This is a genomic window from Acinetobacter sp. 797_lipA, from assembly GCF_058243025.1.
Genome location: NZ_JBZAYQ010000001.1, coordinates 1,438,973 through 1,452,546 on the forward strand (window position 1 = coordinate 1,438,973; position 13,574 = coordinate 1,452,546).

Annotated in this window: 10 protein-coding genes; 4 read left to right on the top strand and 6 right to left on the bottom strand. The window is 41.4% G+C overall.

Going from position 1 to position 13,574, the window contains the following annotated elements:
* Nucleotides 1–183: 183 nt before the first annotated feature.
* A complete protein-coding gene (locus tag AC4CU2_RS06950; RefSeq protein WP_490768507.1) occupies nt 184–1,386 on the bottom strand; it encodes a YbfB/YjiJ family MFS transporter in 1,203 nt (400 codons plus the stop codon).
* Nucleotides 1,387–1,494: 108 nt separating this feature from the next.
* Nucleotides 1,495–2,100, bottom strand: coding sequence for a flavin reductase family protein (locus AC4CU2_RS06955; RefSeq protein ID WP_490768508.1), 606 nt, complete (start codon nt 2,098–2,100; stop codon nt 1,495–1,497).
* 159 nt (nt 2,101–2,259) lie between these two features.
* On the opposite strand from AC4CU2_RS06955, the gene AC4CU2_RS06960 reads away from it, so the two are divergent.
* From AC4CU2_RS06960 to AC4CU2_RS06970, 3 genes are all read left to right on the top strand, one after another.
* Nucleotides 2,260–3,648: an L-cystine transporter gene (locus tag AC4CU2_RS06960; RefSeq protein ID WP_490768509.1), complete on the top strand. Its 1,389-nt coding sequence runs from the start codon at nt 2,260–2,262 to the stop codon at nt 3,646–3,648.
* Between the two features lie 152 nt (nt 3,649–3,800).
* A complete protein-coding gene (locus AC4CU2_RS06965; RefSeq protein ID WP_490768510.1) occupies nt 3,801–4,628 on the top strand; it encodes a PhzF family phenazine biosynthesis protein in 828 nt (275 codons plus the stop codon).
* A gap of 146 nt (nt 4,629–4,774) precedes the next feature.
* Nucleotides 4,775–7,552 carry a M16 family metallopeptidase gene (locus AC4CU2_RS06970; protein WP_490768511.1) on the top strand — a complete coding sequence of 926 codons (2,778 nt, stop codon included), beginning with the start codon at nt 4,775–4,777 and terminating at the stop codon, nt 7,550–7,552.
* A gap of 90 nt (nt 7,553–7,642) precedes the next feature.
* Here the strand turns inward: AC4CU2_RS06970 and AC4CU2_RS06975 are convergent, their stop codons facing one another.
* Complete coding sequence (locus tag AC4CU2_RS06975) at nt 7,643–8,707, bottom strand: amidohydrolase family protein (protein WP_490768512.1); 1,065 nt, start codon at nt 8,705–8,707, stop codon at nt 7,643–7,645.
* A 120-nt stretch (nt 8,708–8,827) separates the two neighbouring features.
* Complete coding sequence (locus tag AC4CU2_RS06980; protein ID WP_004696747.1) at nt 8,828–9,223, bottom strand: DUF3144 domain-containing protein; 396 nt, start codon at nt 9,221–9,223, stop codon at nt 8,828–8,830.
* A 114-nt stretch (nt 9,224–9,337) separates the two neighbouring features.
* Here AC4CU2_RS06980 and AC4CU2_RS06985 point away from each other — a divergent pair, with 114 nt between their 5' ends.
* Nucleotides 9,338–9,970 carry a hypothetical protein gene (locus tag AC4CU2_RS06985; RefSeq protein WP_490768513.1) on the top strand — a complete coding sequence of 211 codons (633 nt, stop codon included), beginning with the start codon at nt 9,338–9,340 and terminating at the stop codon, nt 9,968–9,970.
* Nucleotides 9,971–10,037: 67 nt separating this feature from the next.
* Here the strand turns inward: AC4CU2_RS06985 and AC4CU2_RS06990 are convergent, their stop codons facing one another.
* Both AC4CU2_RS06990 and AC4CU2_RS06995 read right to left on the bottom strand, forming a co-directional pair.
* Nucleotides 10,038–11,498, bottom strand: a complete 1,461-nt coding sequence (locus AC4CU2_RS06990) for a CYTH and CHAD domain-containing protein (protein ID WP_490768514.1) — start codon at nt 11,496–11,498, stop codon at nt 10,038–10,040.
* Between the two features lie 396 nt (nt 11,499–11,894).
* Nucleotides 11,895–13,355 carry a CYTH domain-containing protein gene (locus AC4CU2_RS06995; protein WP_078424987.1) on the bottom strand — a complete coding sequence of 487 codons (1,461 nt, stop codon included), beginning with the start codon at nt 13,353–13,355 and terminating at the stop codon, nt 11,895–11,897.
* Nucleotides 13,356–13,574 lie beyond the last annotated feature (219 nt).

Genomic DNA, 13,574 nt, shown 5'->3' on the forward strand with positions numbered 1-13,574 from the left:
AAAAGTTCGAATGCGTCCATTGTATTGGTCATAGATGGCTCATCAATTGGGTTCTTTTCTTATTCTTAAACCGTACATTTGTAATATTTAAAAGTAAGTTAAGAATATCACTACGTATTTAACATGGACGGCCCTCTATAACGGAACCTACAACTCTTTTTCGATTTCCTTCTATGTGAAGGATTAAAAGGCCTCTTTTTTAGTTGTTGGATTGGAGGTGGATGTCGTACGAGTAAAGTAAAATAGTTGCAATGTTCCTAAACCGAGGACTCCCGCAGCAAGCATAAACTGAAAGTGATATGACCAACCAAAATGCTGCAAGGTACTAAAACTTAAGCCACCGACCAGTTGTACCGTTGCAAAGCTGAGTGTCGCCATACTCCACAGTTTTTTATAGGCCAAGCCGTAGAGTTGTAAGATGGTGTAGGAGGTGAGAAAGACCACCGCAGGGTTCAGTAGGCCTGTGAGAAATGAAGACAGGAGCGTAAATACAGGTGAGAAACTCAGAACCGCAATAAAAACTGCCGCAATATAGACACTGTATAAAATCTTTAAAGCCAGAAAGTTGCCAAATTTACGCGCTAAAGCATAAGCTGTCGCTGCACCCAAAGCGCTGCCTAAGCCATATAAAATCCAGTTAAAATTGATCCAATATAAATTCAGCGTCAACACATGGCTTAAGTAATCAATCCAAAACAAAGAATGGGGAATATACGCAAAGGCACTGCAGGCATAAACAATGAGTAAGCTATAGTAAATTTTATTCACTGTATGAGTCTGGGGTTGGTTTGTAGGGATACTGTGCAGTTGCTTTTGGAAAGGACGAACCAGTATCCATAATAACCACGTAATGACAAATGCAAAGCCACAGAGAATGAACCATGCGCTACTGATTGCAATACGGTCTAAATACGGCATAAACAGCGTGGCTGCCAATACACCAATTCCTATTCCGCTAAATCCAATTAGGTTAATTTTAAAACGGTGCTGTAACTCACTGCACTGTGCCACAATACTGGGCGATAGAATCATCAGCAAACCACCGCCGATACCTGAAATGATGCGCCACACCAAATACCAAACTTCGTTAAAATGCGCAAATGCACAGGCAAACAGGCTGATTGAACCAAAGAGCGCAGCAAAAATGATATAGATCGGCATTTTTACATTTTGTGGCAACTTCATCGCCCAAAATGCGCCGATCAGATAGCCCAGCAGATTGGCGCTACCGAGTAGGCTGGCGAAATTGTGTGACCATTCATAGGCTTCGCGAGTGGACGGCAGTAGAGCGGTATAAGAAAAACGTAAGATGCCAATTCCCAAGCACATACTCAGGCAGAGAAAGAGACTCAGTTGTACGGTGCTTGAGAACGTCCTGTTCATCATAATTTGACTATTTGTTTCAAAAATACACTTGAACTATAAGATGAAATTTACAATAAAACAATCGGGTGATGTCCACCTTTAGTCGAGCGGAGTAAAGGCGCAGTCAATTTAATCAGTATCTTTGAGTTGATTGATATCCACTGCATCACCAATGGTATAAAAGTGTCCGCCTGCAACATGATGGATACTTTTCCATTCATCTGTGGCTTCATGGTAGTACCAATGCCCATCTCTAAAAACACGATCATCTGCATAAGCGGCAATGACTTTGCCAATAAACAAGTCATGCTGCTGTTGATTATGTGGTTCAGGAATGAGTTCACATAGAATCCATGCACTACAGCCTTCAACCACTGGAATTGAGCTGTGATCAAACTGAAAAAGTTCGACCCCACACTGACGTAACTTTTCAGGTGCATCATATTGACTGATCATGCCCAGTGCGTAGACCATTTTTAGTTGTTTAAGTGTAGGGACTTGCAGCGCAAACAAGCCTGATTTTTCAATAATACTGCGGGTTTTTGTAGATTTATCGAGTACGACCGTCACTTTGGCGGGGTTAAACTCTAGGGCACATGCCCAAGCCGCGGCCATGACATCGGTGCTTTCATCATCTTGACTGGAAACCAGCACGGTTGGGCCGTGGTTGAGTAGCCGATATGCTTTTTCTAAAGGGACGGGCAGAATGTGAGGATTAAGCAGAGATTGATTCATGTAAAAGAACACTTTAACAGCCGTTTAAATGCTTTATACCACATTCTAAAACTGCCAATTCAGTCTAAATTTGTACATTCAGCGTGGAATATGGCGCAAAACAGTAAGCCCGTTTAAATTTTGATTTATAATTATGACAGCATCATTTAGGGAAACAATATGAATATCCCCTTAATCGTCAATGTCATCATTTTTATTGCATTGCTTTTTTTACTGGGCCAAACCCGTAAAACCGATTGGAGTTTAGCGAAGAAAGTACTGGCAGGTCTCTGTCTTGGTATTGTTTTTGGCCTCGCTTTACATGGGTTTTATGGTACGCATTCGCCTGTACTGCAAGAGTCGGTACAGTGGTTTAATTTGGTCGGTAAAGGCTATGTCAAACTACTACAAATGGTGGTGATGCCTTTGGTATTTGTTTCCATTTTAGGCGCTGTGATTAAGCTGCACGATGCAGGTTCATTGGGTAAAATTAGTTTTATCAGTATTGGGACTTTGCTATTTACTACAGCGATTGCTGCATTTGTCGGTGTGGTGGTGACCAATCTGTTTGGCTTAACTGCGGCAGGTTTGGTCCAAGGCACACAAGAAACTGAACGTTTAAATACGATTCAAACTGACTATGTCGGGCAAGTCGCTGACTTACAAGTGCCTGATTTATTTCTGTCATTTATTCCGAGCAATCCTTTTGCCGAGCTGACAGGGGCACATCCAACCTCAATTATCAGTGTAGTCATTTTTGCAGTGTTTTTAGGCATTGCAGGCTTGAACCTAATGAAAGCGGATGCTGAGAAAGGGCAAAAACTGTTGTCTGCAATTGACATCTTGCAAGCGTGGGTCATGAAGTTGGTGCGTCTAATTATGATGCTCACTCCTTATGGTGTGTTCGCACTCATGACCAATATTGTGGCCAACTCTAAAATGGCAGACATCTTAAACTTAGGCGGTTTCTTGGTTGCGTCTTATATCGGTTTGGCGATTATGTTTATCGTGCACGCCGTGATTTTGGCGCTCACAGGTGTGAACCCAATTCAGTTCTTTAAAAAGGTTTGGCCTGTGCTGACCTTTGCGTTTACTAGCCGTTCAAGTGCTGCCAGTATCCCTTTAAATATTGAAGCGCAAACACGACGTCTGGGTGTACCAGAGTCGATTGCCAGCTTTTCAGCATCATTTGGTACGACCATTGGGCAAAATGGCTGTGCGGGGCTATATCCTGCGATGTTGGCTGTTATGGTTGCACCGACAGTGGGCATTAATCCGCTCGATCCACTTTGGATTTTGACTTTGGTTTGTGTCGTGACCTTGAGCTCGATTGGGGTAGCAGGTGTAGGTGGTGGAGCAACATTTGCAGCACTGATTGTCCTGCCGATGCTGGGTTTGCCTGTGACTTTGGTTGCACTGCTTATTTCAATTGAGCCTTTAATTGATATGGGTCGTACGGCTTTGAATGTGAATGGTTCTATGACCGCAGGTGTCGTGACCAGCCAAGTCTTAGGTCAAACCGATAAGCTTATTTTTGAGCAAGACAATGTGGACTTAAAAGAAGTCTAAGCTGAAAAATATATAGCATATGAACTGAAAAGAAGCCTATCTTAATGATTAGGCTTCTTTTTATTGGGCGTGTATCCATAAATGACGAAAAACTGTATCTACTTTTTTACTCAGTTTTTTGCAAAATAAAGCTTCAATTTAGGAGAAAAACGATGAAAATGTATCAAGTCGATGCCTTTACAACTGAATTATTTAAAGGTAATCCTGCCGCTGTGATTGTACGTGATGAATGGTTAGCAGTAGATTTGATGCAGAATATTGCCTTGGAAAATAATTTGGCAGAAACAGCTTTTGTGAAAGTCATTGATGCTGAAAACTATGAAATTCGTTGGTTCACCCCTCAGGTTGAAGTGGACTTTTGTGGGCACGCGACTTTAGCCAGTAGTTTCGTCCTGTTTCGGGATTATACCGATGCTAAACGTATCCAGTTTCATGTCAAAGACTTGGGTGTTTTTATCATTGATCAAGATATTGATGGCAAGATTCATATGAATTTTCCAATTCGTGCACCGCAAAAGTTAGAAGACTATCCTGCGGAAATTCATGAATTGGTCGATTGTGAAATTAAAGAAGTCTATTTAAACCCACAGGCTTATATTTTAGTGTGTGAGTCTGAGCAGGCAGTTAAGGATGCAAAACCGAACTTGGATAAAATTCGTCAAATGGCAGAAAAGCACAAAGTCAGTACTGCGATTACTGCCGAAAACTTGGATGTTATCATGACCTCAACGTCTCAAGACTATGATTATATCGCGCGTTATTTCGCACCGCATAAAGGCATCAATGAAGACCCTGTGACAGGCTCCATGCATACAGGTCTTGCACCACTATGGGCGGAGAAGTTGGGTAAAACCTCATTGCTTGCATATCAGGCATCGAGCCGTGGAGGATTGCTTTACTGTGATATTCAGTCTGAAACACGAATCCAAATTTCTGGCTATGCCAAGTTATATATGACGGCTGAACTTTACTTAGATTAAGTTGTAATTCTCTTAAATTAAAACTACTGGTGAAAAATAAGCATTGATTAAAATGCTATTTTTCACCAAATTACTATAAAAATAATTTCACTTTCCTCTATGATGTTGAGAATCATTCATATTTTGTCGAATTATTTGGAAAAATAATGTTTATGCGTTTTAAAACATTGAGTTTGTCGGTATTGCTACTTGGCTTTGGGGGCACAGTATGGGCACAACCCGTATTGGTAAAATCGGAACAGAAAATTGAAGAATATAAATTAGATAACGGTTTACGCATTATTCTTGCGCCAAACGATAAAGAAAATAAAGTGTATATGAACATGGTCTATTTGACTGGTTCATTGAACGACCCAAAAGGTAAGGGCGGTTTAGCGCACCTATTGGAACACTTAGCGTTCAAGGGGACTAAAAATGTTCCAGGGGACGAGTTTCAACGCCGTTTAGATCAATACGGTTTAATGAATAATGCCAGCACGGACTATTATTCAACCAAATATATTAATGTAGTTCGTCCTGAACAAAATGCGATTAATGAGCTGATTAATCTTGAAGCCGAGCGTATGGACGGCTTGGTGCTCCAAGAAAAATATGTACCATCTGAAATCGCGATTGTAAAACGCGAGCGTGAAGTCCGTATGGATCAGCCTTTTTCGGTACTCATGGATCAGATGTGGAAGTCTGCTTATGGTAATCAATATTTAGGGCGTTTACCGATTGGTGATTTAAACGAGTTACAGTCAATCAAAATGGCTGAACTGAATAAGTTTTATCGTGACTGGTATGCACCGAATAATGCGGTATTTGTCATTTCGGGTAAGTTTGATCAAGCTGCTGTACTGAAGCAGATTGATGAAAAGTTTAGTGCGATTAAAGCGCGCGCTGTGCCTGCGAAAGTTAAGGTGCCTGTCTTAGATGCCAGTAAGATTAAAGAACGCCAGTTTGTGGTGAAAAAAGGCAGTAATTTCGCCAAATATAATATCTATCTGAATGGTAAAAATGAGAACATTAAGACTGCGCTGGCGGTGTCACCGTATTTATACACCATGCAACCAAGTGGACATTTGTACCAAAGCATTGTAGAAACGGGAACGGCGACAGCTGTTCAGTCGACCACATGGTTAGACCAAGATTTCAATATGGTGTTTATGGGCGCAGTTTATGCACCCAACCATGATGTGAAAAAAGTCGAGTCGGCTTTGGTTGCTGGAGTAGAAAAGACACCAAGCTTCAACGAGATTGAGCTCAACCGTGTGAAGAGCATGATTAAAAATGCCCAAGAAAGCATGTTCAGCAGCGCAACGGCAGTCGGTGGTATGCTCAGTGACTACGTGGTTTCTGCCAATGGTGATTGGACACAATACTTTAAAGATCAGCAACAGTTACAACAGCTCAGCGTTACTGATGTGAACCAACGTTTAGATGACTTTTTAGTACCCGAGCATCGTATTTCAGGCACTATTTTACCGACCCCAGAAGATCAGAAAAAAGCACTTGAACAAGCGGCAGCAGCGACCCCAGCAAAAACTTTAGACCAACAAGCCGTGGCTGAAGAACCATTGAAAGATGTCAGTGCGTATAAGGCAGAAGTGGCTGGATATGTAAAAAGCTCAAAGCAATATTTAGAAAGTGCTGAAAAACAAATTCAGCGTGGCAAGTTAAAAAATGGCATGCAATATGCGCTGTACCCAAGTAGCACGCGTGATGATAAGACTTATGCCACCATTTCGATTGATTTTGGTACTGCAGAAAGTTTGTTTAATAAAGCAGAGTTGTTAGATCTGACTTCTTATTTATTGCTCAGAGCATCAACTCAATATAGTTTGCAAGATATTGCCGATCATTCGATTGATGCGGGTGGTGGAGCAAGTGCCTCAAGTAATGGCAATGGGATTAATATTTCAATCGTGGCCAAGAAAGAAAAGTTTGATGAATTTTTTAACTTCGTGATCGATGTACTTAAAAATCCAACCTTTGAACAAAGCCAGTTTGATTTGATTAAGTCACAAAGCTTAGCAAGTCTAGACCGACCCTATACAGAACCTGAAACTGTAGCAGCTTTAACCATTGCTCGTTTACTTGAAACTTATCCAATTGGGGATATTCGACATCACTTTGAGCCTGAATATGTCAAGAAGCAGTATCAGGCCGCAACACAAGCGCAGGTTAAACAGTTGTATCAGCAGTTTTTTGCGATGAATCATGCACAAATTTCGGTAACGGGCGTGATTGATACGAAAAAGATGAAAAAGACTTTAAATCAGGCTTTTGCAAACTGGAATTCGGCAGCGACTTATCAGCGGATTACTTCTGACTTTACTGCATATAAAGCGCAGCGTGTACATGCACTGTCAGAGCAGCGTGAGTTTGGTAGCTATCAGAGCATTATGACGTTCCCTGTGGGCACATACCACCCAGATGCACCTGCTTTACAGGTACTTGAGCATATCTTAGGTGAGTCGCAGTTATCATCTCGTTTGGCGCAAGAGCTACGTGAAAAGAATGCCTTGGTCTATGGTTTTGGCAGCAGCATTTCGCTGGATGACTGGACGGAGTCAGGAGCACTGACGATTGATGCAAACTATAGCGCAGGCAAATCGGCTCAAGTGTCTCAAGCGGTCTATAAAGTGTTGAATGAGTTACTGGCAAAAGGCGTTACTGAACAGGAAGTGGAAGCTGCCAAGGCCGATATTTTGAAAAAGCGTGTGACTGCACTTGAAGATAGTCGCAATATCCATCGCATGTTGATTCCTCAAATGAAGCGTAATCGTACTTTACTGGATCGCGAACAGCGTGATTTAGCATTGGCCAAAATTAGTAAAGCCGATGTTGATGCGGTGATTCAGAAGTATATTAAGCTGGATCAGTTGGTTGAAGTGATGGCTGACCAATATGGCAAAGCGCAACCAGCGCTGAAAAAGTAAAGATTTCAGTTTTCATTTAAAAAGAACCCCTCAAAATTGAGGGGTTCTTTTTGTTATAGCTTTTAGAAATTAGTTTTCTTATTTTTTCAATTAAAGCCGATAAAACTGTTTGGCATTGTGATGGAATACGCGCTCTAAAGCATCAGGGTCATAGGCTGCGACGATGTCACTAAATGCATCGATAATATTCACTAACGATGTACTGACCGAATCCATTGGAAAGTTAGAGGCAAACATCACCCGATAGGTTCCAAAACAGGCGAGGGCATGTGTAATCATGGGATGTGCAAGGTCAAAGACTTCTTGTTTGGACGCCAGTCGGTCTTCTTTATGAAAACGATGTCCTAATACAGGCATGAAGAGTCCTGACATTTTGGTATAGACGTTTGGACAGCTTGCAAGCTCAGCTAAGTCGTCTTTCCAACGAAAGAAAATATTTTCCCGCGCCGTTTGTGTCATCCCTGTATTTGCACCAATTGGACCAAATAAACCTGCGGGTGTACCTAGATGGTCTAGCACAATGGAAGTTTCAGGGAACTGCTTGGCCAGATAAATCACATCTTCAAGCTGTGTGGAATAAACCCAAGCATCAAAACTCAAGTTGTATTGGGACAGCACTTCGAAGCCTTTGAGAAATTTTTTATTGCGATATAAGTGTGGCTCATCTGTCCACGCATGGATTTGTTTGTCTTCATGAAAAGACGCCATTTTACGAATACCACGAAAGTGTGGTGAAGCTTTATGGTGTAATTTTAGGATCTTTTTAAAGTTACGATCACGTGGATCAGCTGTTGCGACAATGCCACCCAATTTGACCGTATCGGCTCCAAAAGCTAAAGACTCAATAAATTGAGTTTCCTCAACCACACCTTTGCCTTTGCTGTGATGCCAACTGGCTTCTACATGCACTACTTGTTCTACTGTGTATGGGCCAGTATCGCGTTTATAGTCTTGGGGCAAATACGGACGTGTAATATGACGGGTTAGACCGATGGTTTCAATCAGGTCTTTAGGTTTCCCTAAACGAACCATTTTGTCCAAAAGCTTAGGATGCTTACCCAATAATTTAACTGCCAAAGCCGCTGCATGTGGCGTGTTATAGGGGTCCCACTGGTGGATGTGTGGATCGATGAGTGCAAAGTCCAAATGCTGCATGTTCTTCCCTAAGTCATATTCCTTAGCGATTACCTTACTGTAAATTGAGGTGTTGCAACATTGTATTTCGTTTCAAATACGACGAAATGAAAAAAGCCTGCAGAAGCAGGCTTTGATTGATCAGTGATCGTGTTTGTGGTCATGCTTGTTGGCATGAAATTCTTCGTTATGACGGAAACGAAGGTAGTTTTCAAACTGTTCACAGTATTCGTCATAGTTGTCTTCAAGCATCATTTGGAACTGCTGCAAAATATAAGACATCACTTGCTCTTTGGCATCACGCATTTCATCGCCATCTTTAAAGTTGTTGGCTGCCACCCACGTGTTAAAACGGGCTGTACCAAACAACATCGCAGCACTCACTTGGCCACGTATTTCAGCCGGTTTCACTTGTGAACCTTTTTCAGTGCGACAAAAATCGTTGGCTTGCTTAATAAATTCATCTGCACGTTCAAAAAAAGCAGCATTCAACGCTTCTTCTTCGGTTACATCTGTTGCTTCAATCTTCTGAACCATGAACTTGTCCTAAAATACATAAATAACTCAGACTGCATTATAGGCAAAGCCTTGCAGAAACTAAACCTTTGCCTTAATCTAAAAATAGCCTAAGCAATAAAATAGAGAATATCCATGCAAGATGCGATTGCTGTACAAAGTTTAAAAAGTGATATTGCATTATTGCGTCAAAACACTTGGCCGCCACAAAATCTAGCCAATGTCGAAGGCTTACCGATCTATTACGGAACGAAAGCAGAGGTCGAGGACTACTACCGCCAGTGGATGAGTTTAATTGAGCGGGCGCAAGACTTGTTCCAACCCTTTATGGAAGAAGAGGTGTTGGATGCAATTCATTTGCCCAGCCATTTGAATTTACCGCTGTTTTATTTTCACGTCGATCGTATTCGGATTAATAAAACCCGTGCCAAAGAGTCTAAAAGTTTTCGTGGCATTGCGAGCCTAATCGAAAAATGTGGGCAGTTTGAACCCGAGCAAGTCCAAGCCATGCGCGCTTGGTTAGACAGCGATGATAATGCCGCCTTGGTTGCACATCGGGAGTTTATTGACCTCAGAACCTATGTGTTTCAGCATGGACAAAGCGAATATACCCGTACTCGATTTTATGTGAATGGTATCGTGTTAAGTACCGAAGCACACTTTGAACTGGTCGATGCTCGAGACAAACCACGTAAACAGCGTAGCGATAGTTATAATGACCCACTCGCAGATAACAACACGTGGAAAGTATACGGCAAGTATCGCTAACCTAATTTCCCGTAAAAATGGACTGTTTTGAGTCTTTCTCGGTTGATGTGTGTTTTGATTTAAACGGCTATTTCAGTTTTTTGGTTTGACTGAACAGCCTCAGCTCTTGTTCAACCAATTTTAGCATTCTATTTTTTTCCGCGGCGATCCAGCCTGCGGCAAAACTATAAGCGGTTTCTGGTTCAGGGGCTTGTAAAAATAAGGTTTCTGCAACCACCAAATCATTATAGTGCCCTAGGCTTTCCTGAACTGCTTTGAGTTTTTTTAAATAGGTTTTTAATGCTTTTGCATCGAGTAAAGACGCCACAAACTCAATGCTATAACGCAGTTGTTTGACTTGTTTACGAATACGGTGTTTTTCATCATCCTCAAGCTGGCTAAAGTGCTCGGCATGTGCGCATATTTTATGGTGTAAACCATGTATCACTTTGAGCGCATGTTTTTTCAGTTTGCTTTTTGAAGGCGAATCTAGTTCTTGCTCTGTAAATAAAATCAATTCAAGCCAAAGTTGCGTCGTTTCTGGTCGTTGGAATAGGGCGCAGACATCACTGATAGCCTCTGTACTTGGTGCAAGATAGTCTAATGGATAACCTGCCTCAATCAGTTGAGGGAGTAAATCTTCGTTCAACGCATCGATGTCCCGTGTCCCACCTAAAGCTTGAAAAATAGTGGTGAGTTCCGCTTTCCAGTGCGGTTGCGTAGCCTCCGACCATGCAGCAAAACTTTTCAGTGCGGTACGCAAGCGGCGGATTGCCACGCGGGCCTGATGCACATGCTCAGTGGAGTACTGCTGTCGAGCAATTGAACTGGCATTCGGAAGTAAGTGCTGTAAGCAATTGGCCACTATGCTTTGTAGCGCTTCAGTTTCTCTTGAGCTTCTGTTCAGTAGAAGAAGTGTTTGATACTGTGCAGGAAAGCAACTTTGCTGACGAACAGCTAGAAGGCCATAGTCTGACTTGCTATGTGTGTCGAGACTCAGTTGGTATTTTTGAACCCAAGGTCGTATAAATGCGATCAAATCCTCTGTTGATCCTTGTTTTAATTCAAATTCGATCTCGAAAATATCAACACTGTTTTGTTCTTTAAAAATTTTGCCAATATCGAGAGCAATTTCAACTGTACTGCTTTCAATATTTTGCAAAACGCGTAAACGTTGGATATTGGTTTCAAAGAGCAATTCAAGGGTTGGAAGTGGAAGCCCCAAAGCGCGTTTTAATTTTTTGTAGATAGCGGAATAATCTTTATAGTTCTCTAAGTCGAGTGTAGTCGTCTCAGGTGGCGCTATATCAAATTCAAGTTCCAAGCGACTCAATACTTTTGCGGTATTCACTGCTTTGAAAGTTTGTTTCCATTCATCATTTTCCTGCCGACGTCGAATCGCGATGCAATGCTTAGCAAGTGTTTGATCCGCTGTATCAAAGTATTGGGCTGCTAAATGAATCGGCTCAGCCTTGAGCAGTGTAAAAGCTTTTTGCAAGGCCTTACGCTTCTTAACTGGAACTTGAAACTTAAACTCAATCTCTTGCATAGCCCTGACTCATGACAACCTACGTTTTACTATATGCTAAATTGAGTAAAAAAAGGCCAGATTTGAATAGGTATAAGCTAAAAGAGCAGAAATAGTGGGCTAGATGTCACTTTTAAAATGAGATGGTGGTTAGAAATATCCAGAGTTAATAAGTACAGATGGTTACTTCGAAGTGATAATAAATCTACATTGAGTAGGAATGTATAGCCTTACTTTTTAAGAATAAAAATGAATATAAAGCCTGTATTGTTTTGATAATAGGCCGTTTTGTCATAGATAAATTAGCGGTTTGAAGCGACCAACCACGATCTTCTATCGTGGTTTTGCGGCTTGTCAGGCCTTGTGGGGGACGATAGCAGTCATGTATTTAACATGACTGCTTTGGTATACAGAGCGTTATTTTAAGAATTTACGGCTAACTAAGAACTGTTCTGTCGCTTCTAAAAGTTTATCGGCATAAACTTCAAGCTTTGCTGTGAGCCAACCCAAAACAAACCAATCACTGGCTTCAAGTTCGGTCTGTTGAATGTATGCAGCTGAAGTCGCCAAGATTTGATATTCATGTGCAGCTTGTTGGGCATCATTCAACGCTTTACTGTATTTCTGCAAATTTTTCACATCATAAATTGACGTTAAAATAGGAAAGCTAAACTTCAATTCCTTAATTTTCTGCGCCAATACATCTAAGCTTTCAAAGTGACTAATATCCGCAGCATTTAAGCTTTCCTGTAGCTGTCGATATTGGTTTTGCAGGGTATTGTGCGCATAGGTTTTTAAATCCTGCTTCTGCACATGATCATGTGAGCTTAAACTAAAGGTTAATAACTCAAGATAATGATGGACGTTTTGGGTCGATTTAACTAAATTTCCAAGCTTTTCTTGAGCATATAAAATGTCTTTGGCAAGATTTTCTGTAGTGGTTGGATTCTGAAGAAAAGCGCCTAGGGTGCTTTGCATATGCTGCAAATGTTGTAAATGATCAAACTGATGCTTAAATGCGGCAAGTTGCATCGCCCATTTATCAGAAATATTGCTATTCCAGTCCTTAAACAAAGCTAAGGTTAGTTGTAAGTGCTCTAAAGCGGTTTGTGCCTGATCAATATGGCTTTGCTCAGCAACACCTGCTGAAATTGCAGCAATATTCGGCAGTAAATGCTGCATTTGCTGACCAATCAACAAACTCAGGTTATGTGCCGCACTTTCTTTTTTCGATAAGACAAACTCTTTTTCAAAACGTGCTGGACTTACGGTTTGCTCAAGTGCCAGTAGATTACCCATTTCGGCTTTGCTGCGGACATCTAACCACAGTTGATACTTCTTCACCCATTCAAAACTAAAGGCCAAAAGCGACTGAACAGAGCCTGATTTGAGTTCGAATTCTACCTCATGAATGGTCTGTTCTCGACCAGATGCACGAACCACACCAACATCCAAACAGACTTCAATTTCAGCATCTTCAAACTCAATGACGCGATAGGTGCGTTGGATGTCCGTTTCAAAGGTGAGCTTTAACGCAGCTGCATCTGAGCCTAAAGCTTGGGTTAAAATCTGTTGAGCCTCTGGAATAGCTTCATAAATGCTTAAGTCCAGTTCAGGAGATGACTCTAACTCACCCAAATTATGATTATGTTCAAAACGGTGTAAATGACTTTTACCTGCGGCTTTGAGTGTTTGAATCCAGCAAGCACCTTCAAGACGCTGACGCAAAGCAGCACCATGTTGGGCCAAGAGGCGATCAGGCGTGTCAAAATACTTGGCTTGAAGTTGAATCGTTTCAGATTTTTTAGGATCTAAAGCTTTAAGAAGGGCGGTACGTCGTGCTTCGCTAATCTGAAATTTTAATTCAATTTCAACCATGAAAAATTCCTAATTTGAGGGGCTAGGTCAGTGCCAAGCCTTTATGTATTTAGATGCATGATCTGTAGTTTGTTTTTATGTGCACTAAAGGCACACCAATGGACCACTGGATTGTAGCGAAAAAGAGACAGTATGTAAGACTTGACGACACAATAAAACAAAGTTGCAGCGTGAGATTGATCAAAAAACAATTCTGTTTTTAGTGGACACGCGCCTAGA

Coding starts and splice junctions, on each gene's coding strand:
- AC4CU2_RS06950 (WP_490768507.1), bottom strand. CDS start 1,386: ATGATGAACAGGACGTTCTCAAGCACCGTACAACTGAGTCTCTTTCTC.
- AC4CU2_RS06955 (WP_490768508.1), bottom strand. CDS start 2,100: ATGAATCAATCTCTGCTTAATCCTCACATTCTGCCCGTCCCTTTAGAA.
- AC4CU2_RS06960 (WP_490768509.1), top strand. CDS start 2,260: ATGAATATCCCCTTAATCGTCAATGTCATCATTTTTATTGCATTGCTT.
- AC4CU2_RS06965 (WP_490768510.1), top strand. CDS start 3,801: ATGAAAATGTATCAAGTCGATGCCTTTACAACTGAATTATTTAAAGGT.
- AC4CU2_RS06970 (WP_490768511.1), top strand. CDS start 4,775: ATGTTTATGCGTTTTAAAACATTGAGTTTGTCGGTATTGCTACTTGGC.
- AC4CU2_RS06975 (WP_490768512.1), bottom strand. CDS start 8,707: ATGCAGCATTTGGACTTTGCACTCATCGATCCACACATCCACCAGTGG.
- AC4CU2_RS06980 (WP_004696747.1), bottom strand. CDS start 9,223: ATGGTTCAGAAGATTGAAGCAACAGATGTAACCGAAGAAGAAGCGTTG.
- AC4CU2_RS06985 (WP_490768513.1), top strand. CDS start 9,338: ATGCAAGATGCGATTGCTGTACAAAGTTTAAAAAGTGATATTGCATTA.
- AC4CU2_RS06990 (WP_490768514.1), bottom strand. CDS start 11,498: ATGCAAGAGATTGAGTTTAAGTTTCAAGTTCCAGTTAAGAAGCGTAAG.
- AC4CU2_RS06995 (WP_078424987.1), bottom strand. CDS start 13,355: ATGGTTGAAATTGAATTAAAATTTCAGATTAGCGAAGCACGACGTACC.